Here is a 23,061-nt window from a genome sequence, read left to right as displayed (position 1 = left end):
GACATGACCGCCATGGCACCCGCCCGCACCGAGACGGACCTGTCCTTCCTGCTCGATCACACCAGCCACGCGCTGCGCTCGCGGATGGCGGCGGCGCTGGCCGAGATCGGCCTGACGCCGCGCATGCACTGCGTGCTGGTGCACGCGCTGGAGAAGGAACGCACCCAGATCCAGCTCGCCGAGCTGGGCGACATGGACAAGACCACGATGGTGGTGACGGTGGACGCGCTGGAGAAGGCCGGATACGCCGAGCGCCGCCCGTCGAGCACCGACCGGCGGGCGCGCATCATCGCGGTCACCGAGAAGGGCGCGGCCGTCGCCCAGCGCAGCCAGGAGGTCGTGGACGGCGTGCACCGCGACGCCCTGCGCACGCTGCCCGACGACGAGCGCGAGGTGCTGGTCCGCGCCCTGAACCGGCTGGTCACCGGCCATCTGGCCGCCCCCGTCGAAGGCCCGGTGCAGACCCGCAGGGCACGGGAGCGCACAAAATAGATCCGAAGAGGATCGTCTACAACGAAACTATCTGTTAAGGTCTCACCTGTCTACGAGACGGGAGAGACCTGTGCCGAACATGCTCGACTCGCGTTGGACAGCCCTGGGAGTGCTGTCCGCGACGGGACTGATGACCATCCTTGACGGCAGCATCGTGACCGTGGCGATGCCCGCCATCCAGCACGACCTGGGCTTCTCGCCCGCCGGTCTGAGCTGGATGGTCAACGCCTACCTGATCCCCTTCGGCGGGCTCCTGCTGCTGGCCGGGCGGCTCGGCGACCTGATCGGGCGGCGGGCGATGTTCCTGGCCGGGAACGCGATCTTCACCGCCGCCTCCCTGCTGGCGGGCCTGGCCACCGGCCCCGGCGTGCTCATCGCCGCCCGCTTCCTGCAGGGCGTGGGCAGCGCGCTGGCCAGTGCCGTGGTGCTGGGCATCCTGGTGACGCTGTTCTCCGGACCGGCCGAGCGCGGCAAGGCGATCGCGATCTTCAGCTTCACCGGAGCGGCCGGCGCGTCCATCGGCCAGGTCCTGGGCGGGGTGCTCACCGACGGCCTGAGCTGGCCGTGGATCTTCCTCATCAATGTGCCGATCGGCCTGGTCACGGTGGCGCTCGCGCTGCGCGTCCTGCCCGCCGACCGGGGGGCGGGGCTGCGGGGCGGCGCCGACGTCCTCGGCGCCGCGCTGGTCACCTCCGGCCTGATGCTGGGCATCTACGCGATGGTCAAGGTGGAGGAGCACGGCTGGCTGTCGGCCCACACCCTCGGCCTCGGCGCGCTCTCCCTGGCCCTGCTCGGCGGGTTCGTCGCACGGCAGGCCACGGCCCGCACGCCGCTCATGCCGCTGCGGATCCTGCGCTCGCGCAACGTCGTCGGGGCCAACCTCGCGCAGATGCTGGCCCTGTCCGGGATGTTCGCCTTCCAGGTCCTCGTCGCCCTCTACATGCAGCGGGTGCTCGGCTACGGGGCGCTGGAGACCGGGCTGGCGATGTTGCCGGCCGCGCTCGGCATCGGCTCGATCTCGCTGTTCGCCTCCGCGAGGCTCGCCGCCCGGTTCGGCGCCCGCGCCGTGCTGGTGACCGGGCTGACCATGCTGGTGGCGGCGATGACGCTGCTGTCCCAGGTGCCGGCGGACGCCACGTACGCCGCCCACCTGCTGCCTCCCATGCTGCTGATCTCGGGCGGCGGGCTGGTCCTGCCCGCCCTGGCCACGCTCGGCATGTCCGGGGCGCGGGAGAGCGACGCGGGGCTCGCCTCCGGGCTGTTCAACACCACCCAGCAGGTGGGCATGGCGGTCGGCGTCGCGCTGCTGTCCACGATGGCGGCCGGGCGCACCGGCGAGCTGCTGGCCGCGGGGACGTCGCAGGCGGCGGCGCTGACCGGCGGGTACCGGCTGGCGTTCGGCATCGCGGCCGGGCTGCTGGTCGCGGCCCTCGCGGTGGCGGTCACCGTCCTGCGCCGTCCCGCCCGGGCGGAGACGGAGCAGGACGTCCCCGGCGATCAGCCGGCGGCGAGCGCGGCGGCGAAGTAGCCGAGCGAGGCGTCGACCTCGTCGAGGGCCGGGGTCCGGTTGAGGTGCCCGTGCGGCATGCCGCACGCCAGGTACGTGCTCACCGGCACCCCGGCCTCGCGCATCTGACGCTCCAGGAGCTCTCCCGAGGCGCGCAGGTCGTCGTACTCCGACAACAGGATGTGAGTGGCGGGCAGGCCGTCGAGCCGGGCCGCGCCGGGCAGCGCGTCGGGCGGGACGTCGCTGATCCGGCCCACGTAGGCGCGGACCATCCGCTCGACGTCGGCGGGGTGGAAACGCGTGAACGGCGGCAGCTCGCGCATCTCGGCGGCCAGGTCGTCGTCGAGGGCCGGGTTCGGGTAGTGCGCGAACGGATAGGCGAGAAGCAGCAGATCCGCGGCTCTTCCTCCCCCGGCGGCTGCCCGGTCGCGGGCGCGCAGGGCGGTGGCCAGGACGAGCGCCGCGCCCGCGCTGGCCCCGCCCAGCCCGGCGGGCACCCCGGGCGCGGCCTCGCCGGTCAGCCACCGCCAGGCCGCGTCCACGTCGTCGATCGGCACGGGGTGACGCACGCCGTCCCTGGCCAGCCGGTACCCGACCGAGACGACGAAGGCGCCGCTGCGCGCGGCCAGCTCGGCGCTGACCACGCGGGCCTCGGGCTTGTCCAGGTCGCCGAAGACGAACCCGCCCCCATGCGCCCACAGCAGGGCCCTGCCGGGGGTGTCGGTGACGCGGTAGGTACGGACGGGGATCGGGCCGTGCGGGCCGTCGAGGGTGACGTCCTCGACGGTGACGCCGGCCGGCTGGGACCACTCGGCCGGGTCGCGGACGTACTCGGCGAACAGGCGCTGCGCCTCCGGGTCCGTGGCCAGGTCCTCGCGGGTCACGCCGCGCAGCGGCGCCAGCTTCCTGGCGAGCTCGGGGTGGAACGGCATGGCCCCTCTTCTATCGCGCCCGCCGGGACCGGGCGCGGGCGGGGTGACCCGGAGCGTCCCGACAAGGGACTTTGGTCCCTACCGGCGGCGGGCCCGGCTGCAGGAAGGTGTCGGTGTGCCGTACCGATCCACCCAGCCAACACCCGTCAGCCGCCCGCTGTCCCGTCCGGAGGGCCTGCGCCTGCTCGGCAACGTGACCTTCGGCAGGCTCGTGTTCATCAGCCGCGCCCTGCCGGGCATCCGGCTGGTCAGCCACGTCATGGACGGCGAGGACGTGCTCGTCGGCCTGCCGGAGGACTGCGCGGTCGTCTCGCTGCTCTCCCAGGTCGCGCCGGTCGTGTACGAGGCGGACGTGCTGGACACGGCGACCCGCCACGGATGGAGCATCGTGCTCACCGGCCGCGCCGGGCTGGTCGAGAGCGACGAGGAGATCGCCCGCGCCCTGCGCCTGCTGCGGCCGTGGCCGGGCGAGGAGATCGGCGTGGTCGTCCGGATCCATCCCGAGCTGGTCACCGCCACCCGCATCGAGGAAGGCCCCTGACGGGACGGTCCCCGGGCGGACATGGCGGGCCTAGGGTGTGCGCATGAACATCTGCGTCTTCCTCTCCGCCGCCGACCTCGCCGACACCTACACCCGCCCCGCCCGCGAGCTCGCCGAACTGATCGGCAAGGGCGGCCACACCCTGGTGTGGGGCGGCTCGGACGCCGGGCTGATGAAGGTGGTCGCGGACGGGGTGCACGCCTCCGGCGGCCGGCTGATGGGCGTGTCGGTGCACTTCCTCGCGCACAAGGCGCGCCCCGGCGTGGACGACATGGTGATCGCCGCGGACCTGGGCGAACGCAAGAGGCTGCTGCTGGAGAAGGCCGACGCGGTGGTCATCATGGTGGGCGGCACCGGGACGCTGGACGAGGCGACCGAGATCCTGGAGCTGAAGAAGCACGGCCACACCGACAAGCCGGTCGTGCTGCTGAACACGGCCGGCTTCTACGACGGGCTGAAGCAGCAGTTCCAGCGTATGGAGGACGAGGGCTTCCTGCCGCGCCCGCTCACCGAGCTGATGTTCTTCGCCGAGGAGCCGGTCGGCGCGATGGCCTACCTGGAGGAGACCTTCGGCGTGCAGTGAGCGGGCCGCAGGGGGTTCAGCCGAGGAGGGCCAGTTCCTCGGCGGACAGCCGCAGCGCTCCGGCGGCGACGTTCTCGGCCAGGTGGACGGGGTCGCCGGTGCCAGGGATGGCGAGGACGTGCGGGCCCTGCGCGAGCGTCCAGGCGAGCCTGACCTGCGCCGGCGTCGCCCCGCGCGCCCGGGCGACGGCGAGCACCCGCTCGTCCTCGGCCGCCGGCGCGCCCGCCTCCCGGCCGGCGCCGGCGATGGCGAAGAACGGCACGTACGCGATGCCCTGCTCGCCGCACGCGCGCAGCAGCTCCCGCTCGGCGGCCGGGGCGCCGATGCCGAAGGCGTTCTGGACGCAGGCGACGGGCTCTATGGCGCGGGCCTCGGCCAGGTGCGCGGCGGTGGCGTTGGAGAGCCCGAGATGCCGGACGAGCCCGGCCTCGCGCAGCTCGGCGAGGGCGCCGAAGTGCTCGGCGAGCGGGGCGTCCCTGCGGCTCGGCGGGACGCGCAGGTTCACCAGGTCGAGATGGTCGCGGCCGAGCTGGCGCAGGTTCTCCTCGACCTGGCCGCGAAGCTGCTCGGGCCGGGCCCACCACCACTCGCCGGACGGGTCGCGGCCCGCCCACACCTTCGTGGCGATCACCAGGCCGTCCGGGTAGGGGGCGAGCGCCCGGTTGATCAGCTCGTTGGCCGAGAGGAGGGGCGAGAAGTAGAAGGCGGCGGTGTCGATGTGGTCGACGCCGAGCTCGACCGCGCGGCGCAGCACGGCGATCGAGCGCTCGCGGAGGGCGGCCGCCGCCGGCCGGTCCTGCCGGGAGCCGAAGGCGGTGCGGCCGGTCAGGCGCATCGCGCCGAACCCGATCCTGTTGACCGGCAGCTCGCCGCCGAGCCGCCAGATTCCTGCGATGTTCTGCTGGGTGTTCTGCTGAGTGGACATGAAAAAAGCCTCCCCGGGCCGCGGAGATGGCTCCGGCCGGAAAGGCTTGACGTGTTCCGCAATTCTAGCAGGGTTCGCGGAACGGGATGGAACGTGCTGGAACGCCCAGCGGGAGTAGGAAGAGCAACCACTACTCGACGGGGGCACCACCATGCACAGGAACATCCGCATCGCCGCGGCGATCTCGGCCGCGGCGGTGGTCGCCGTGTCGGCGGCCACCGCCCCGGCTCAGGCTGCCGGGCCGCTCGTGCTGTTCCAGGACAGCGGCTTCGCCGGCACCTCCTGGTCGTTCACGGCGACCAACGGCGACATCTCGGGCTCCGGGGGCGACCGGGTGAGCTCCATCGTCAACCAGGACGTCAACGCCTGGGTCGTGTACCAGCACGACACCTACCGCGGCAGGTCGTACTGCGTCCTGCCCGGACAAAGCCTCTACGACCTGCACGAGCAGCAGTGGCAGTTCGGCGACGCCATCTCGTCCGTACGCCGCCGCCCGGACGGGACCTGCCACGACAACCCGATGTTCCTGTCCCCCTGACGGGGGTCAGGCGGCCAGCCGTTCGACGGCGAAGGCCGTCAGGAACCCCGCGGTGGTGATGAGGCCGGTCAGCAGATGAGCGTCCTCGAACGCCTCGGGGATCATCGTGTCGGCGACCATCGCGAGGATGGCCCCGGCCGCCACGCCCATGATGACGGCGACGGCGGCCGGGGAGGCCGACTCCAGCGCGAGGTTGCCGAGCATCGCGGCCAGGCCGCTGGCCAGGGCGATGCCGCCCCAGATGCCGAAGACGTAGCCGGCGCTGCGGCCGGCCCGCTTCATGCCGGCGGCGCTGGACAGGCCCTCGGGGACGTTCGAGATGAAGACGGCGGCGACCACGGCGAGGCCGACGTCACCGCCGCCGAGCAGCGACAGGCCGAGCACCACGGACTCGGGCACCCCGTCGAGCAGGGCGCCGACGGCGATCGCCGCACCGCTGCCCTGGACGTCGGCCTCGCTCGGCTGCTGGCCGCCGGAGCGTTTGCGGTGGCGGGCGCCGTGCCGGGCGAGCAGCGCGTTGGCGGCCACGTACGCGCAGGCCCCGCCGAGGAAGCCCGCCGCGGTGGGGGCGAGCCCGCCGGTGCGCTCGGCCTCGTCCAGCAGCTCGAACGACAGCGCGGCGATGAGCACGCCGGCGCCGAAGGCCATGATCGCGGCGATCGCGCGCGGCGGGACGCGACGGAACCAGGCGACCGCGGCCCCGATGAGCAGCGCGCCTCCGGCGAGGGAACCCCAGAGTCCCGCCTCCAGCCAACCGGGCATCACCGCACCTCCGTAACGCCGATCCCACGATCTTCGCATCCGCTTCGTCCCCGGCGTCCAGTGCCCCGGAGGGCTGGAGGCGGGGGCGGCGGGCAGGGAGGAGGGGCAGGCGAGGCAACAGGCGAGGTGGGGACATGGGCGAGGCGGCGGCGGAGTGCGAGCGGGTGGCGCGGGAGGCGCTCGGGCTGGAGGAGCTGCGTCCGGGCCAGCTCGCCGCCATGACGGCGCTGGCGGAGGGCCGCGACACGCTCGCGGTGATGCCGACCGGCAGCGGCAAGTCGGCGATCTACCAGGTGCCTGCGCTGCTGCTGAAGGGCCCGACCCTGGTGGTGTCGCCGCTCATCGCGCTGCAGCGCGACCAGGTGGAGGCGCTGCGCGAGCGGGACGAGGAGGCCGCCAGCCTGGACGCCCGCACCTCGGCACGGGAGCGTACGGCCACGTTCGAGGCCCTGCGGGCGCGCGAGACGGAGTTCCTGTTCTGCGCGCCGGAGCAGCTCGCCCGGCCCGACGTGATCCGCGAGCTGAGGGCCGCAGCCCCGTCGCTCATGGTGGTGGACGAGGCCCACTGCGTGTCGTCGTGGGGGCACGACTTCCGCCCCGACTACCTGCGGCTCGGGCCGGTGGCCGAGGCGCTGGGCCGGCCGGTGATCGCCGCGCTCACCGCGACCGCCGCCCCGCCAGTGCGGGCGGAGATCGTCGAGCGGCTGGGCATGCGTGACCCGGTGGAGCTCGTGCAGGGCTTCGACCGGCCGAACATCTCGCTGGAGGTCCGCCGGATGCTGGACGACCCGGCCCCGGAGATCGTCGCGGCGGTGGCGGAGCAGGAGCGGCCCGGGATCGTGTACACGACCACGCGCCGCCGCACCGGCGAGCTGAGCGGCCTGCTGAACGAGGCGGGCGTGCGGGCGGCGGCCTACCACGCCGGGATGCGCCGCCGGGAGCGGGACGAGGTGCACGACCGGTTCATGGACGGCGGGCTGGAGGTGGTGGTCGCGACGAACGCGTTCGGGATGGGCATCGACAAGCCGGACGTACGGTTCGTCTTCCACGCCGAGGCGCCGGGGTCGCCGGACTCGTACTACCAGGAGATCGGCCGGGCGGGACGGGACGGCGAGCCGGCCGCCGCGGTGCTGTTCTACCGTCCGGAGGACCTGGGGCTGCAGCGCTACTTCACCGGCGGCGTGCCGGACGCCGGGACGCTGGCCGAGGTGGCCGCGGCGGTCGTGGCGGCCGGGCCGGGCGCCGGGCGCAAGGAGCTGCGCGAGCGTACGGGCCTGTCCCCGCGCCGCCTGACGGGCCTGCTCGACCTGCTGGAACGGGTGGGCGCGGCCCGGCTCGGCACCCGGCGCGTGGACCCCGTGCCCGGCGCGCCCGAGCCGGCGGAGGCCGCGGCGCTGGCGCGGGAGCTGGCCGAGCGGCGGCGCGAGGTGGAGCGCACCCGCCTGGAGATGATGCGCCGCTATGCCGAGACCGAGGACTGCCGCCGCCGCTTCCTGCTCGGCTACTTCGGGGAGCACCTGCCGGAGCCGTGCGGCAACTGCGACACCTGCCGGGCGGGGACGGCCGCGCGGCCCGCCGGGCCGGGCGGCGGGCCGTTCCCGCTGCACGCGCGGGTGGAGCACCGTACGTGGGGTCCCGGCCAGGTGATCCAGCGCGGCGAGGACCGGCTGACGGTCCTGTTCGAGGAGGCGGGCTACCGCGAGCTCCAGCTCGACGCGGTGCTGGAGCAGGACCTGCTGACGCGGGCGGACGGGGACACGTCCTGAGCAGTGTCTCCGAAACTTTCGGCTCACTTGTTTAAATTTTCTCTGGTGCATGGCCGCCGTGATTGCTTATTCTTCTCCCACCAAACGCCCGCATCAGCTGGTGAGGTGAGGAATGCGTTCGAAACATTTCGGTTACGTTCAGTGGTAACGGGCAGCGTCCCGCTGACGCTGCCCGGTCTGCTCGCGCTCCGCGCGCGGCAGGACGCCGGGCGGACCGCCATCGAGGTGGCGGGGGTGGGCGCGGTCACCTTCGGCGAGTGGGACGAGCGGGCCGGCCGGGTCGCCCGGGCGCTGGTCCGGCGGGGCGTCGCGGCCGGCGAACGGGTCGGGCTGCTGTTCGGCGAGCGGGACTGGATCGGCTACGCCGTGGCGTGGGCCGGCGTCCTGCGCTCCGGCTGCGTGGCGGTGCCGCTGTCGGACCGGCTGGCGCCCGCCGAGGTGCGGCACGCCTTCACGGACTGCGCGGTCGCGGCCGTCGTGCACGCGCCCGGCCTGGACCCGCCGGACGTGGGCGGCTGGCGGGCCACCCCCGCCGACCTGGAGGACACCGGTCCCGGTGTCGCGGGTGAGGCGCGCGGGGTGTTCCCCGGGGAGCTGGCGCAGATCATCTACACCTCCGGCACGACCGGGCGGGCCAAGGGCGTCGGCGCGACCCACGCCAACCTGGCCCACGGCGTGGACCCCGGCCCCCGCCGCCGCAAGCTCGCCCACTCGCGGCACTTCCTGCACGCCTTCCCGATCGGCAGCAACGCCGGGCAGACGATGCTCGTCAACGCCCTCGACGCCCGCCCGGCCGCGCTCACCCTCCCCCGCTTCACGCCGGGCCGCTTCGCCCGGCTCATCGAGTCGTACCGGGTGGGGACCGTGTTCGTGGTGCCCGCCATGGCGATCGAGCTGCTCAACGCCGGCGTGCACGAGCGCCACGACCTGACCTGCGTCCGGCTGCTCGGCTCGACCGCCGCCGGGCTGCCGCCCGCCGTGGCCGCGGGCCTGGCCGAGGCGTTCCCGAAGGCGACGATCGTCAACTACTACACCTCGACCGAGGCCGCCCCGGCCCAGACCGTGATGATCGTGGACCCGGCCCGGCCCGCCTCCGTGGGGCGCCCCGCGTCCGGGGGCGAGCTCAAGGTCCTCCGCCCCGACGGCTCGCCGGCCGGGCCGGGCGAGCAGGGCGAGATCTGGCTCCGCTCCCCCGCCGGCCCGCGCGCCTACTACGGCGACCACCGGCTGACCGGCGAGGTGTTCCGCGACGGATGGGTGCGCATGGGCGACGTCGGTCACCTCGACCGCGACGGCTACCTGTACCTGGCGGACAGAGAGGACGACGTGATCAAGTCCGGCGCGTTCAAGGTGTCCACACTCCAGGTGGAGGCCGCCCTGTACGAGCACCCGGCGGTCGCCGAGGCCGCCGTGGTCGGCCTGCCGCACCCGGTGCTCGGCCGGGTGCCCGCGGCCGCCGTCGTCGCGAGGCGCCCGCTCAGCGCCGCCGACCTGCGGGAGTTCCTGCTGGACCGGCTGGCCCTGCACGAGCTGCCCGGCCGGCTGCTGTTCGTCGGGGAGCTGCCGCGCAACCATCTCGGGAAGGTGGTCAAACCCCGCCTGCTCGACCTGCTCACCCAGGAAGAACGGCCGTGACGCCGTCGTACGCCCAGGAAGGGATGTGGATCGCCGCGCGCATGGGCGCGGGGCCGGCCTACCACCTGCCGCTGGCCCTGTGGTTCGACGGCGACCTCGACGTGGACGCGCTGCTGTCGGCGTGCGCGGCCGTGGTCGCCCGGCACCCGGTGCTCGCCACCACCGTGACCGGGGACGGCGGCGGGGCGCGGCTGACCATGGCCGGGGAGCCACCGGTGACGCTCGCGCGCCCGTCCGGGCCCGACGCCCTGGAGCGGCTGGTACGCGACGAGGTCGCCCGGCCGTTCGACCTGGACGGGGGGCCGGTGGCCCGGTTCACGCTGGCGCCCGCGGGGCCGGGGCGGCACCTGCTGCTGTTCGTCGCCCACCACCTGGTCTTCGACGGCATGTCCAAGGACATCCTGGTACGCGACCTCGCCCGCTTCTACGCGACCGGCGCGCGCGGCCCGGTCACGCCGCTGCCGTTCGCCCCGGCCGCCGCCGCCGAACGCGGGCGGGCCGAGGCCGCCCTGCCGGCGGCGCGGGCGTTCTGGGCCGGGCGCCGGACGGAACCGGCCGAGCTGGTGCTGCCCGGCCAGCGGCGGACGGTCCGCCGCCACGGTCCCGGCGTGCAGTCGGGCAGCGGCGTCGAGGCGGAGCTGGGCGAGAACGCGGCCGCGGTGGCGCGGGCGGCCGGCGCGACGACGTTCGAGGTGCTGCTCGCGGCCGTGCACGCGCTGCTTTACCGTTACACGGACCCGGCGGCGGCGGAGGCGACCGTCGTCGGGATCGACGTGACCACGCGCGACGCGGCCACCCGTGACCACGTCGGCCCGTTCGTCAACGAGCTGCCCGTCCTCGCGCGCCCGTCGGCCGGGCAGGCGTTCGCCGAGCTGGTCAAGGAGGTACGGGCCGAGCTGCGGGAGCTGTACCGGTTCCGGGAGGTGCCGCCCGCGCGAGCGCTCGGCCTGCCGCGCGGCGCCGCCGTGCCCGTGACCGTCAGCTACCGCAGGCGGGCGGACGACCCTGAGCCGGACTGGCCGGGGCTGGACGTCACGGTGGACCGGATGATGTTCGGCGGCGGCGTGCGCAACCCGCTGCACCTGCAGTTCGTGGACGGCGGGGACGGGCTCGCCCTGTGCCTGCGCCACGACCCGGCGGCGCTGGACGCCGCCGCCGTGGAGCGCTTCGCCGACGGGCTGCGCGCCCTGCTGCGGCACGCCGCCCGCGACCCCGGCGCCCGCCTGGCCGACCTGGACGTGCTGGGCCCGGCCGAGCGGCGCCGGCTGCTGACCGCGTGGAACGACACGGCGGCGGACTACCCGCCGGAGGCGACGCTGCCCGCGCTCTTCGCCGCCCAGGTGCGCGCCCGGCCGGACGCGGTCGCCGTGACCGGCGAGGGCCGCTCGCTCACCTACGCCGAGCTCGACGCCGCCTCCGACCGGCTGGCGGGCCGGCTGCGCGCGGCGGGCGTGGGGCGCGGCGACCTGGTGGCCGTGCATCTGCGCCGCTCGGCGCGGCTGCCGGTGTGCCTGCTGGCGGTGCTCAAGGCGGGGGCCGCATACCTGCCGCTCGATCCGGACCATCCGGCCGGACGGCTCGCCATGATCACCGAGGACGCGCGGCCCCGGCTGGTGCTGTCCGAGGACGTGCTGCCCCAGGGGCTGACCGTTCCCGTGGTGCCCGTGGACGGCGGCGGTCCCGCGCCCGAGCCGCCGCCCGGGGAGGGGCCGCGGCCCGGCGACCTCGCGTACGTCATCTACACCTCCGGCTCCACCGGTCGGCCGAAGGGCGTCGAGGTGGAGCACCGCAACCTGGCGAACCTGCTGCTGGCGATGCGCGACCGCCTGGACGCCGGCCCGGCGCACGTGTGGCTGGCGCTGACCTCGCCCGCGTTCGACATCTCCGCCCTGGAGCTCTACCTCCCGCTGGCCTTCGGGGGCCGGGTGGTCGTGGCTCCGCCCGGGGCGGTGCGCGCGCCCGCCGCGCTGGCCGCGCTCGCCGTCGCGGAAGGGGTGACGCACGTCCAGGCCACGCCGTCGGTGTGGCGGCTGCTGCTGCCCGGCGGCATCGGCGGGGTGACCGCGCTGGCCGGGGGCGAGGCGCTGCCGCCCGCGCTCGCAACCGAGCTGCGCGGGCGGTGCCCGCGGGTCGTCAACGTGTACGGGCCCACCGAGACGACGATCTGGAGCACGTACGCGGAGGTGGGCGCTGACGAGGAGGTCACCATCGGCCGGCCGCTCGCCAACACCCGGATCCACCTGCTCGACGAGCGGCTGCGCCCGGTCCCGCAGGGGGTGGCGGGCGAGCTGTGCGTCGGGGGCGCGGGCGTGGCGCGCGGCTACCGGGGCGCTCCCGGGCTGACGGCCGGGCGGTTCGTCGCGGACCCGTTCGGGCCGCCGGGGTCGCGGCTGTACCGCACCGGCGACCTGGCCCGCCACCGGCCGGACGGCGCGCTCGAGTTCCTGGGCCGCGAGGACGGCCAGCTCAAGCTGCTCGGGCACCGCGTGGAGCCGGCCGAGATCGAGGCCCGGCTGACGGAGCACCCCGGCGTGGCCGGTGCCGCCGTCGCGCTGCGGGGCGGGCGTCTCGTCGCCTGGGTCGTCCCGGCCCCGGGGGCGGAGCCGGATCCGGCCGAGCTGAGCGCGCATCTGGCGGGTACGCTGCCCGCGCCGATGGTGCCGGCCGCGTACGTCACCGTGGACGCCCTGCCGCTGAACCCCGTCGGCAAGCTCGACCGCGCCGCCCTCCCCGACGCCCCGCGCGCGCCCCGGCCGGCTCCCGCGCCCGCCCCCGTGCCCGCCCCCGTGCCCGCCGCCGGACTGGCCGAGGAGGTGCGCGGGATCTGGCGGGAGGTGCTGGAGCTGGACGAGGATGACGAGATCGGCCCGGACGAGGACCTGTTCGACCTCGGCGGCCACTCCCTCACCATCGCCCAGATCACCGCGCGGATCAGGGAGCGTCTCGGCGTCGAGGTCACCCTGGACGCCTTCTTCGACGATCCGACCGTCGAGGGCGTGGCCGCGGAGATCGCCCGGCTGCGCGACGCGCCGCGCGAGGAGCCCGGCGAGGGCCCGCGGCCCCGGCCGGCCGGGACGGCGCCGCCGCTGTCGTTCGCGCAGGAGCGCCTGTGGTTCCTGCAGCGGCTCGACCCGGACGACGCCTCCTACAACATGTACCTGGTGCTGCGCCTGGACGGGCCGCTCGACGTCGCCGCCCTGCTGGGGGCGCTCGAGGCGGTGGTGGCGCGGCACGAGAGCCTGCGCACGTCGTTCGGGGACGTGGACGGCGAGCCGGTCGCGGTCGTCCGTCCGCCGGGGCCGGTGGTGGTCGAGCGGCTGGACGCCGGCTCCGCGCCCGACCCGGAGGAGGAGGCCAGGCGGCTGGTGGCCGAGCGGGTCAACAGGCCGTTCGACCTGGCCGAGGCGCCGCCGCTGCGGATCAGCCTGCTCGGCCTCGGTCCCGGCACGCACGTGCTGTGCTTCGTGCTGCACCACGTGATCGCCGACGGGGCCTCGCTCGGCGTCCTGTTCGACGACCTGTTCGCCCTGTACCTGGCGCGGGTGGCGGGGCGGGAGGCGGCGCTGCCGCCGCTGCCGGTCCAGTACGGCGACGTCGCCCTGTGGCAGCGCGAGCGGGACACGGGCGCCGAGGCCGAGGAGTCGCTGGCGTACTGGCGGCGGCGCCTGGCGGACCCGCCCGCGCTGGAGCTGCCCCCCGACCTGCCGGGCGGGGGCCGCGCCGAGGGGGCGTTCCACGCCTTCCGCGTCCCCGATCAGGTCGTGGCCCGGCTCGAACGGCTGGCGCAGGAGCAGGGCGCGTCGCTGTTCATGGTGCTGGCGGCGGCGTACCAGGCGCTGCTGGCCCGGCACACCGGGCAGCGGGACGTGCTGGTCGGCACGCCGTGGGCGGCCCGCGACCGGGTCGAGCTGGAGCCGGTGATCGGCTACCTGACGGACACGCTGGTGCTGCGCGGCGACCTGGGCGGCGACCCGGCCTTCCGCGACCTGCTCGCCGCCACCCGGCGGTCGGTGCTGGAGGCGCACGCGCACCGCACGGTGCCGTTCGAGCGGCTGATCGGCGAGCTGGGGGTGCCGCGCGACCTGCGCCGCAACCCGCTGCTGTCCACCATGGTCATCCTGCACAGCCAGGCCGGCGACGGCACCCCGCCCGAGCGGATGGGCGAGCTGCGGGTGCGGCTGTTCGAGGCCGACTACCGGCAGGCCAAGTTCGACCTGGCGCTGGAGACCTGGCGCGACGAGCACGGGCTGCGGGCGGTGCTCGGCTACGACGCCGCCCGGTACGCGGCGGCCACCGCCGAGGGGCTGGCGGCGCGGTTCGCGGTGCTGCTGGAGGGCGTGGCGGCCGACCCGGACCGGCCGCTGTCGCGGCTGCCGATGCTCACCGAGGCCGACGAGGCCGCCCTGACCTGGGACGAGGCCGCGCCCATGGACGCCACGGAGCCGTGGCCGGGGCCGGGGGCGGGACCAGCGCCGGAGATGGAGCCGGTGCCGGTGCTGTTCGCGCGGGCCGTGGCCGCCGACCCGGCGGCCACGGCGCTGGTGTGCGGCGCGGACCGGATCGGCTACGGCGAGCTGGACCGGCGGGCCGCGGTGCTGGCGGCGGCGCTCCGGCGGCGCGGCGTCGCCGAGGGATCGGTCGTGGGCGTGTGCCTGGGCCGGTCCGTGGAGGCGATCGTGGCGCTGCTCGCGGTGTGGCGGGCCGGGGGCGCGTACCTGCCGCTGGACCCGGAGCACCCGGACGAGCGGCTGGCGTTCCTCATCGCCGACAGCGGCGCCCGGCTGGTGGTGACGGACGCGGAGCCGGCCCTGCGGCTGCCGCCGGGCACGCCCGTGCTGGTGCCGTCGGACTGCTCGGGCAGCGGCGACGACCGGTGGCTCGGCGGGTGGGCGGCGCCCGGCCCCCAGGACCCCGCGTACGTGATCTACACCTCCGGCTCCACCGGCCGGCCGAAGGGGGTTGTGGTCGGGCACGGGGCGCTGGCGGCGCGGGTGGCGTGGATGCGGCGGGCGTACGGGCTGGGCCCCGGCGACCGGGTGGCGCAGTTCGCCTCGCTCGGCTTCGACGCGCACGCCGAGGAGCTGTACCCGGCGCTGGCGGCGGGCGCGTCGGTGCTGCTGCTGCCCGGCGGCGCGGCCACCCTGCCGGACGTCCTGCGCACGCCGGCCGGCCGGGAGGTCACCGTGCTGGACCTGCCCACCGCGTACTGGCACCGGCTGACCGAGTCGCCCGGGGACGTGCGCTGGCCGGAGCGGCTGCGGCTGGTGATCCTCGGCGGCGAACAGGCGCACGCGGCGGCGGTGGCGCGGTGGCGGGAGTGGTTCGGTGACCGGGTGCGGCTGGTCAACACCTACGGGCCGACCGAGGCCACGGTCATCGCCACGGCGGCGACGCTGGGCGCGTCCGACGCGGTGCGCCGCCCGCCGATCGGGCGGCCGGTCGCGGGCACGACGGCGTACGTCCTCGGCCCCCACGGTGAGGCGGTGCCGCCGGGGTTCCCCGGCGAGCTGTGCCTGGGCGGGGCGGGGCTGGCGCACGGCTACCTGAACCGGCCCGCGCTGACCGCCGAGCGGTTCGTGCCGGACCCGTACGGGCGGCCGGGCTCGCGGCTGTACCGGACCGGGGACCGGGTGCGGTGGCGTCCCGGCGGGACGCTGGAGTTCCTGGGCCGCCTGGACGGCCAGCTCAAGGTGCGCGGCTTCCGGGTGGAGCCGGGCGAGGTGGAGGCGGCGCTGCTGGCCTGCCCCGGGGTGCGGCAGGCCGTGGTCACGGCGTACGAGGAGCGGCTGGTGGCCTACGTCGCCGGGGAGGCCGCGACGGAGGAGCTGCGCCGCGCCCTGGCCGGGACGCTGCCGGCGCATCTGGTGCCGTCGGCGTGGGTGCGGCTGGACGCGCTGCCGCTGACGACGGCCGGCAAGGTGGACGCCGCCGCGCTGCCGCCGCCCGGGGCCGAGCGGGCGGCCGAGCACGTGCCTCCCAGAACGGACGCCGAGGCGCTGGTGGCGGGGGTGTGGACGCGGGTGCTCGGGCTGGACGGCGGGCGGGTCGGTGCGCTGGACGACTTCTTCGCGCTCGGCGGGCACTCGCTCCTAGCCACGCGGGTGGCGGCGCTGCTGGGGAACGCGGTCGAGGTGGAGGTCCCCGTCCGCGCCGTCTTCGACCGGCCGACCGTGGCCGGCCTGGCAGAGGCGGTGGAGGAACTGCTGATGGAGCACCTGTCGGACCTGTCGGACGCCGAGGCCGCCCGCCTGCTGGACGCGGAGCCCCACCGATGAGCGACCGCGCCGACGCCCCCTCGGAGAGCCGGCCCGTGGCCGGCGGGTTGTCGGAGGTGAAGCGGGAGCTGCTGGCCAGGCGGCTGCGGCAGGGCGCGGCGGCGGCGGCCTCGGAGCCGGCCGGGGGGCGGCGCGGGATCCCGGCGCGGCCCGGCGGGGAGCCGCCGCCGCTGTCGCACGCCCAGGAGCGGCTGTGGTTCCTGGAGCAGTTCGCCCCGGGCACCGCGCAGCTCACCGTCCCCGTCCGGGTCCGGCTGCGCGGCCCCCTCGACGCCGACCGGCTGGCCGCCGCGCTCACCGCGACCGCCGCCGCCCACGACGCCCTGCGCATGCGCTTCCCCGCCACCGGCGACGGCAGGCCGTGCGTGACGGTGGCCGAGGACGGCGAGCTGCCGCTGACGGTGCGCGACGCGCCCGGCGAGGAGGCCGCCCGCGCCCTGGTGGAGGAGTTCCTGGCGGTCCCGTTCGACCTGGCGGCGGGCCCGCCGGCGCGGGCGCTGCTCGTGCGCCTGGACCCCGGCGACCACGTGCTGGCGCTCGCGGTGCACCACATCGCGGCTGACGGCTGGTCGGCGGATCTGCTGCTGCGCGAGGTGTACGCCCGCTACGACGGGGCCGCCCCGCCGCCGCCCGAGGTGACCTACGCCGACTACGCGGCCTGGCAGCGCGCCCGCCCCCCGGCCGCCGGGGACCTGGAGTTCTGGCGCGACCGGCTGGCCGGGCTGGAGCCCCTGGACCTGCCGGTGGACCGGCCCCGGCCGCCCGAGCCCACCTACTCGGGCGCGGCCTGCTCCTTCGCGCTGCCGGAGAAGACGGCCGCGGGCCTGGCCCGGCTGGGCCGCGAGCACCGGGCGACGCCGTACATGGTGCTGCTGGCCGCGTTCGCCGCCCTGCTCGGCCGGTACGCGGGCACGTCCGACGTCGCCATCGGCTCCCCCGTGGCCGGCCGCCCGTCGCCCGAGCTGGACGGGGTGGTCGGCTGCTTCGTGAACATGCTGACCATGCGGGTGGACCTGTCCGGCGACCCGTCGTTCGCGGAGCTGCTGGAGCGGGTGCGGGCGCTCGCCGTGGACGCCTTCGCCCACCAGGACCTGCCGTTCGAGCAGCTCGTCGCGGAGCTGGACCTGCCGCGCGAGGTGTCGAGGACACCGCTGTTCGGGGTGATCCTGGCGATGCAGAACTACCGGGGCGCGGCCCTGGACCCGCCCGCCGGGCTGAGCGCCGCCGACTTCCCCGTACGGTCCTGGGCCACCCGCTACGACCTGGAGCTGTACGCCGGCGACGGCGAGGGCGGCCTGCTCGTCCACAACACGGACCTGTTCGACAGGGAGACGGCCGAGCGGCTGACCGGGCACCTGTGCGCGCTGCTGGAGCGGGTCGCCGCCCGGCCGGACCTGCCGCTGTCGCGGATCGACCTCATGACCGGCGAGGAGCGCCGCCTGGTCCTGGAGGCGTGGAACGACACGGCCGCGGCCTACCCGGGCCCTGCCACCCTGCACGGCCGCGTCGAGGACCAGGCCGCGCGCACGCCGGACGCCGTGGCGGTGCGGTTCGAGGGGCGTTCGCTGACGTACGCGGAGCTGGACGCCGCCGCGGACCGGATCGCCCGCACCCTGCGCGGCCACGGGGTGGGCGCGGGGTCGGTGGTCGCGGTGTGCGCCGAACGCTCGCTCGACCTGCTGCCCGGCCTGCTGGGGGTGCTGAAGGCGGGGGCCGCGTACCTGCCGGTCGATCCCGAGTACCCGGCGGAGCGGGTGGCGTTCATGCTGGCCGACTCCGCTCCCGCGGCGCTGCTCACCCAGCGCGGGCTGCGCGCGGCGCTGCCCGCGTCCGCCGCGCTCGTGCTCGACCTGGACGATCCCGCCGCCTGGCCGGGCGGGGACGGCGGCCCGCTGCCGGAGTCCCGTCCCGGCGACGTCGCCTACGTCATCTACACCTCGGGCTCGACCGGCCGCCCGAAAGGCGTGCCGAACACCCACGGCGCCATCGCCAACCGCCTGGACTGGATGCAGGAGCGCTTCGGGCTGGACGCGGGCGACGTCGTGCTGCAGAAGACGCCGCTCAGCTTCGACGTGTCGGTGTGGGAGCTGTTCTGGCCGCTGCGCTGCGGAGCCCGGCTGACGCTGGCCGCGCCGGGCGGGCACCGGGACGCCGCCTACCTGCGCGGCCTGATCGCCGCCGAGGGCGTCACCACCGCGCACTTCGTGCCGTCCATGCTGGCGGTCTTCCTGGCGGAGGAGGGGGCGGCGGGCTGCCGGGGGCTGCGGCGGGTGATCTGCTCCGGCGAGGAACTGCCCGCCGACCTGGCCCGCCGCTGCGTGGCCACGCTGCCCGCCGCGGAGCTGCACAACCTGTACGGGCCGACGGAGGCCGCCGTGGACGTCTCCGCCTGGCACTGCCGGCCGGACGCGCTCGCCGGCCTGGCCCGGGTGCCGATCGGCGGCCCGATCGCCAACACCCGCCTGTACGTCCTCGACGCCGCCCTCGCCCCCGCGCCCGTGGGGGTGCCCGGCGAGCTGCACATCGGCGGCGCGGGGCTGGCCGTCGGCTACCTGAACCGGCCCGCGCTGACCGCCGGGCGGTTCGTACCGGACCCGTACGGACCGCCGGGCTCGCGGCTGTACCGCACCGGCGACCTGGCCCGGTGGCGTCCCGACGGGACGCTGGAGTTCCTCGGCCGCCTCGACGACCAGGTCAAGCTGCGGGGCCTGCGCATCGAGCCGGGCGAGATCGAGGCCGCCCTGCGCGCCCTGCCCGCCGTCCGCGACGCGGCGGTGGTCGTCCGCGAGGACCGCCTGGTCGCCTACGTCACCCCGCGCGGCGACAGCCCGCCGGACCACGCCGGGCTGCGGGCCGGGCTGAAGAGGACCCTGCCCGACCACATGGTGCCGGGCGCCTACGTCACGCTGGACGCCCTGCCGCTCGGCCCGAGCGGCAAGCTGGACCGCCGCCGCCTGCCCGCCCCGATGGCCGCCCGCGACGCCGGGGTGGCGCTGGTCCCCCCCGCCACGCCGACCGAGCGGGCGCTGGCCGGCATCTGGGGCGAGCTGCTCGGCCTGGACGAGGTGGGCGCGGACGACGACTTCTTCGACCTCGGCGGCCACTCGCTGCTCGCCACCCGGGTGGTCGCGCTCCTTCGCGCGCGGACCGGCGCGGCGGTGGGCGTCATGGACGTCTTCAAGCACCGGACGGTCCGCGAGCTGGCGCGGCTCGCCGACACCCCGGCGGGACTGCGCGGGCCGCGCGCCCTCCTGCACCGGCTCACCCCGGCTCCCGCCGCCGCGCCGGCGCTCACGTACGTGTGCGTCCCCTACGGCGGCGGCAGCGCCGTCGTCTACCAGCCGCTCGCCGACGCCCTGCCCGCGGACCACGCGCTGTGGTCGGTGGCGATCCCCGGCCACGACGTGGGCGTGGAGGAGGAACGGCTGCCGTTCGACGAGCTGGCCGCCGCGTGCGCCGCCGAGATCCTGGAGAAGGTGGCCGGCCCGATCGCGCTCTACGGGCACTGCGGCGTCGGCTCGGCCCTGGCCGTCGAGCTGGCCCGCCGCCTGGAGGCCGCGGGACGCGAGCTGACAGCCCTCTACATCGGCGGGATCTTCCCGTTCGCCCGGCCGCGCGGCCCGCTGCTGTCGCGCCTGGCCCGGCTGGCGGACGGCGAGCGGCTGCGCGGCGACCAGCGTTACGTCAACTGGCTCATCTCCATGGGGCTCGACATGGGCGAGCTGGACCCCGGCCAGGCCCGCCGCATCGTCGGCAACATGCGCCGCGACTCGCGCGAGGCCGAGGAGTACTACACGCGGCTGCTGGACTCCGGCGCGGAGCGGCTGCGCGCCCCCGTGATCAGCGTCGTCGGCACCGAGGACCCGGCCACGGACTTCTACCAGGAGCGGTACCGCGAGTGGCACTTCCTGGCCCCGGTGTCGGCCGTGGCCGTGCTCGCCGAGGCCGGGCACTTCTTCCTGAAATATCGGGCGGAGGAGCTGGCGGAGATCGTCACCACCGTCCACCGCACGCTCGACGCCCCCGCGACGGGGCGGCGGCCCGGCGCCACCTGGTGGCCGCACGAGGTGTCCCGCGCCGGCGACGCGGCCCCCGCGCCCGAGGGGCCGAGGCCCGGCCTCGCCCGGTTCCTGACCGTGGCCGCGAGCCAGCTCGTGTCGGTCACCGGGTCGGCGCTCACCGAGTTCGCGGTGCCGCTGTGGGTCTACACCGAGACCGGGTCGGTGCTGCGGTTCGCCCTGATGGCCGTCGCCGGGCTGCTGCCCGGCCTGCTCGCCGCGCCGATCGCCGGGGCCGTCGTGGACCGCGCGGACCGGCGGCTGGTGATGCTGGCCGGCGACGTGGCGGCGTTCGCGGTCCAGCTCGCCTTCGGCGTGCTGCTGTGGACGGGGAACCTGTCGCCCGGCCTCATCTACCCGCTGCTCGGCTGCCTGTCGGTGGCGCTGACGTTCCAGCGGATCGCGTACTTCTCGGCCGTGCCGCAGCTCGTGCCCAAGCTCTACCTCGGGCACGCCAACGGGGTCCTGCAGCTCAGCACCGGCACCGCCCAGCTCCTGGTGCCGCTGTTCGCCGTCGGGCTGCTGGCCGGGATCGGGCTGGGCGGCATCCTCGTCCTCGACGTCGTCAGCTACGCGGTCGCGATCGCCGTGCTGCTGGTCGTGCGCTTCCCGCGCACGCTGCCGTGGCGGCGGCGCGAACCGGTCAAGGACGAGATCCTGGGCGGGCTGCGCTACTCGGTCGGGCATCGCGGGTTCGTCGGCATGCTGCTGTTCTTCGTCGTGCTGAACGTCTTCCTCGCGCCGCTGCTGCTGATGTTCGGGCCGCTGGTGCTGTCCTTCGCCGGGCTGGCCGAGGTGGGGCGGGTCTCGTTCCTGGCGGGGGCGGGGACGCTGGCCGGGGCGCTGGTCATGACGGTGTGGGGCGGGCCGCGGCGGCTGCGGCTGCGCGGGGTGCTGCTGTGCGCGCTGGCACTCGGCTGCTGCTGCGCGCTCACCGGGCTGCGCGCCGACCTCGCGGTCGTCGCGGCCGGGGCGTGCGGGATGACCGCCTGGGTGACCCTGCTCAACGGCATCTACACGACGATCGTGCAGGTCAAGGTGCCGCAGCGCTTCCACGGGCGGGTCTTCGCGATGAACACGCTCATCGCCTGGTCCACGCTGCCGATCGGGTACGGCCTGGTCGCCCCGTACGCGGCCGCCGTCCTCGACCCGCTGCTGCTGGACGGCGGGCCGCTGGCCCCGACCGTGGGCGCCCTCATCGGCACCGGGCCGGGACGCGGCATCGGCCTCATGTACGTGCTGGCCGGCCTCGCCATCGTGGTGCTCGCGCTGGCCGCGACGCGGGTGCCCGCGCTGGCCCGCTTCGACCAGGAGGTGCCGGACGCGGTCGCCGACGACCTCGTCGGCCTGCGCGCGCTCGGCGCCTCCGCGACCTCTGGAGGAAACGACGTGAACGTCCCGTCCCGGGCGGGTGGTGCCCGGTGAACGCCGGGCTGGAGCGCAGGCTGGCGGAGCTGATCGCCGAGGTGTCCGAGGGCGCGGTCGGCGCCGAGGAGGCCCTGGCGGGCGAGCACAGCCTGTCGGCGCTGGGGCTCACCTCACTGGCCCGCATCCGGCTGGTGGACGCCGTCGAGGACACCTTCGGCGTGGCCGTGGACCTCGACGCGGACCTCGGCGCGGACCTCGGCGCGGACACGGGCACCGGCCCCGATGCCGGCCTGGCCACAGCCGAGCGGGTCGCCGACCTCGCCGCCGCCGTGGCCCGCCTGCTGGAGCGCGCCCCGTGACCGTGCCGTCCGCCGAGGCGCCGGTCGTGTTCGCGGCCGATCCGCCACGGGTGGGCGAGGGGCCGTTGACGTGGGGGCAGCGGCTGATGTGGCGGGCCTCGTCCCTCATGGGCGAGAGCCGGTCCTTCCTCAACTGCCCGTGGGTGCTGCCCGTCTACGGCCGGCGCGACCTCGCCGCCGTCCTGGACGCGCTGCGCGTGTTGCTCGAACGGCACGAGAGCCTGCGCACCACCTTCGCCGCGGCGGCGGACGGGCCGGTGCAGCGGGTGGCGGCGACCGGCGAGCTGGCGGTCGCCCTGACCGGCCCCGAGCCGGGCGAGCGGGCGCTCCAGGCGGCCGAGCGCATCGCCGCCGACCTCGCCCGCGTCCCGTTCGACCCCGCCGGGGAGCTGCCGCTGCGCTGCGCGGTCGTGCGGAACGACGGCCGGCCGAAGGCGCTCGCGCTCGCCTTCTCCCACCTGGCCGTGGACTACCAGGCGCTGTCCCTGCTGGCCGCCGAGTGGAAGGCGCTGCTGCGGGGCGAGGAGCTGCCGCCGCCCGCCTGGCAACCGGCCGACCAGGTCGAGCTGGAGCGCTCGGAGGCGTTCCTGGCCCGCTCGGAGCGCTCGATCGCGTACTGGCGGGGGGTGCTGGAGGAGGCGCCGCTGGAGGTGTTCGACCACGCCCCCGGCGAGCCGGAGGACCCGCGCTTCGTCGAGGTCGGGATGGAGTCCGTGACGCTCGCCGCCGCGGCCGCCGAGCTGGCCGGCCGCTGGACGGTCAGCACCGCGAGCGTGCTGCTGGCCGCCTGCGCGACGGTCCTCGCGACCGTGAGCGGCAGGAAACGGGCGGTCATGCAGCTCGTCCACAGCAACCGCCGCGACCCCCGCACCCGCGCCCTGGTGGCCACGGTGGGCCAGGACGCGCTGTTCGTCCTGGACCTGCGCGAGCCGGACTTCGCCGCCCTCTGCCGAGCCGCCCACCGCGCCGCCCTGACCGCCTACCGCAACGCCTGCTACGACCCGTTCGCCATGCGGGACATGCGCGAGGAGGTCGGCCGCCGCCGCGGACGGGAGCCGGACCTGGACGCCTTCTTCAACGACCGGCGCGGCTCCGGCGGCTGGCCGAACCTGCCCGCCGTGGCGCCGCCGACCCGCACGTACGTGCGCGACGCCTGGCCGGGCGTGCGTTTCAAGGCGTTCTTCACCGTCGGCACCGCCCCGGACACCGGCCAGCTCAGCCTCATCGCGGACACGGCGTACCTGGGGCGGGAGACGGCGCGGGGCATGCTGCTCGACGTGGAGAGCCTGCTCGCCCGCGCCCTCGCCGGCTGACCACGGG

The 23,061-nt window shown here is 76.0% G+C and carries 14 protein-coding genes; 11 read left to right on the top strand and 3 right to left on the bottom strand.

Annotated elements, in window-relative coordinates; all coding sequences use genetic code 11:
- Positions 1-3 precede the first annotated feature (3 nt).
- Together SMD20_RS07350 and SMD20_RS07345 are read left to right on the top strand one after the other, a co-directional pair.
- A complete protein-coding gene (locus tag SMD20_RS07350; RefSeq protein ID WP_329576670.1) occupies positions 4-492 on the top strand; it encodes a MarR family winged helix-turn-helix transcriptional regulator in 489 nt (162 codons plus the stop codon).
- Between the two features lie 130 nt (positions 493-622).
- Positions 623-2,020 (top strand): MFS transporter, encoded by a 1,398-nt coding sequence (locus tag SMD20_RS07345; RefSeq protein ID WP_329576667.1) that lies wholly within the window; start codon positions 623-625, stop codon positions 2,018-2,020.
- Here SMD20_RS07345 and SMD20_RS07340 read toward each other — a convergent pair.
- Entirely contained in the window at positions 1,990-2,931 is a 942-nt protein-coding gene (locus tag SMD20_RS07340; protein ID WP_329576665.1) for an alpha/beta hydrolase, read from the bottom strand. The two genes, SMD20_RS07345 and SMD20_RS07340, sit on opposite strands and share 31 nt — an antisense overlap.
- Before the next feature lie 115 nt (positions 2,932-3,046).
- Here SMD20_RS07340 and SMD20_RS07335 point away from each other — a divergent pair, with 115 nt between their 5' ends.
- On the top strand, positions 3,047-3,472 hold the full coding sequence (locus SMD20_RS07335) for a pyridoxamine 5'-phosphate oxidase family protein (protein ID WP_329576662.1): 426 nt from the start codon (positions 3,047-3,049) through the stop codon (positions 3,470-3,472).
- 43 nt (positions 3,473-3,515) lie between these two features.
- Positions 3,516-4,055 carry a TIGR00730 family Rossman fold protein gene (locus tag SMD20_RS07330; protein WP_329576659.1) on the top strand — a complete coding sequence of 180 codons (540 nt, stop codon included), beginning with the start codon at positions 3,516-3,518 and terminating at the stop codon, positions 4,053-4,055.
- 16 nt (positions 4,056-4,071) lie between these two features.
- Here the strand turns inward: SMD20_RS07330 and SMD20_RS07325 are convergent, their stop codons facing one another.
- Positions 4,072-4,980 (bottom strand): aldo/keto reductase, encoded by a 909-nt coding sequence (locus SMD20_RS07325; protein ID WP_329576656.1) that lies wholly within the window; start codon positions 4,978-4,980, stop codon positions 4,072-4,074.
- Between the two features lie 151 nt (positions 4,981-5,131).
- Between SMD20_RS07325 and SMD20_RS07320 the strand changes: the two genes are divergently transcribed.
- The gene (locus tag SMD20_RS07320) at positions 5,132-5,518 is read left to right on the top strand and encodes a beta/gamma crystallin-related protein (RefSeq protein WP_329576654.1); all 387 of its coding nucleotides are present in this window, start codon (positions 5,132-5,134) and stop codon (positions 5,516-5,518) included.
- A 6-nt stretch (positions 5,519-5,524) separates the two neighbouring features.
- Here the strand turns inward: SMD20_RS07320 and SMD20_RS07315 are convergent, their stop codons facing one another.
- Entirely contained in the window at positions 5,525-6,280 is a 756-nt protein-coding gene (locus SMD20_RS07315) for a ZIP family metal transporter (RefSeq protein WP_329576652.1), read from the bottom strand.
- A 134-nt stretch (positions 6,281-6,414) separates the two neighbouring features.
- Here SMD20_RS07315 and SMD20_RS07310 point away from each other — a divergent pair, with 134 nt between their 5' ends.
- The 6 genes from SMD20_RS07310 (at position 6,415) to SMD20_RS07285 (ending at position 23,054) form a co-directional block, all read left to right on the top strand.
- Positions 6,415-8,046: a RecQ family ATP-dependent DNA helicase gene (locus tag SMD20_RS07310; protein ID WP_329576650.1), complete on the top strand. Its 1,632-nt coding sequence runs from the start codon at positions 6,415-6,417 to the stop codon at positions 8,044-8,046.
- A gap of 141 nt (positions 8,047-8,187) precedes the next feature.
- Complete coding sequence (locus SMD20_RS07305) at positions 8,188-9,681, top strand: class I adenylate-forming enzyme family protein (protein ID WP_329576646.1); 1,494 nt, start codon at positions 8,188-8,190, stop codon at positions 9,679-9,681.
- Positions 9,678-15,956, top strand: a complete 6,279-nt coding sequence (locus SMD20_RS07300) for a non-ribosomal peptide synthetase (protein WP_329576643.1) — start codon at positions 9,678-9,680, stop codon at positions 15,954-15,956. Before SMD20_RS07305 ends, SMD20_RS07300 begins: the two co-directional genes overlap by 4 nt.
- Entirely contained in the window at positions 15,953-21,439 is a 5,487-nt protein-coding gene (locus tag SMD20_RS07295; RefSeq protein WP_329576640.1) for a non-ribosomal peptide synthetase/MFS transporter, read from the top strand. Before SMD20_RS07300 ends, SMD20_RS07295 begins: the two co-directional genes overlap by 4 nt.
- Positions 21,436-21,741, top strand: coding sequence for an acyl carrier protein (locus SMD20_RS07290; protein WP_329576638.1), 306 nt, complete (start codon positions 21,436-21,438; stop codon positions 21,739-21,741). Before SMD20_RS07295 ends, SMD20_RS07290 begins: the two co-directional genes overlap by 4 nt.
- Positions 21,738-23,054: a condensation domain-containing protein gene (locus tag SMD20_RS07285; protein ID WP_329576635.1), complete on the top strand. Its 1,317-nt coding sequence runs from the start codon at positions 21,738-21,740 to the stop codon at positions 23,052-23,054. Before SMD20_RS07290 ends, SMD20_RS07285 begins: the two co-directional genes overlap by 4 nt.
- Positions 23,055-23,061: the final 7 nt, after the last annotated feature.

Source organism: Nonomuraea sp. LP-02 (assembly GCF_036289125.1).
Classification (GTDB): domain Bacteria; phylum Actinomycetota; class Actinomycetes; order Streptosporangiales; family Streptosporangiaceae; genus Nonomuraea; species Nonomuraea bangladeshensis.
The sequence above is the reverse complement of the archived record's forward strand: the minus strand, read 5'-3'. Positions and strand labels throughout refer to the sequence as shown.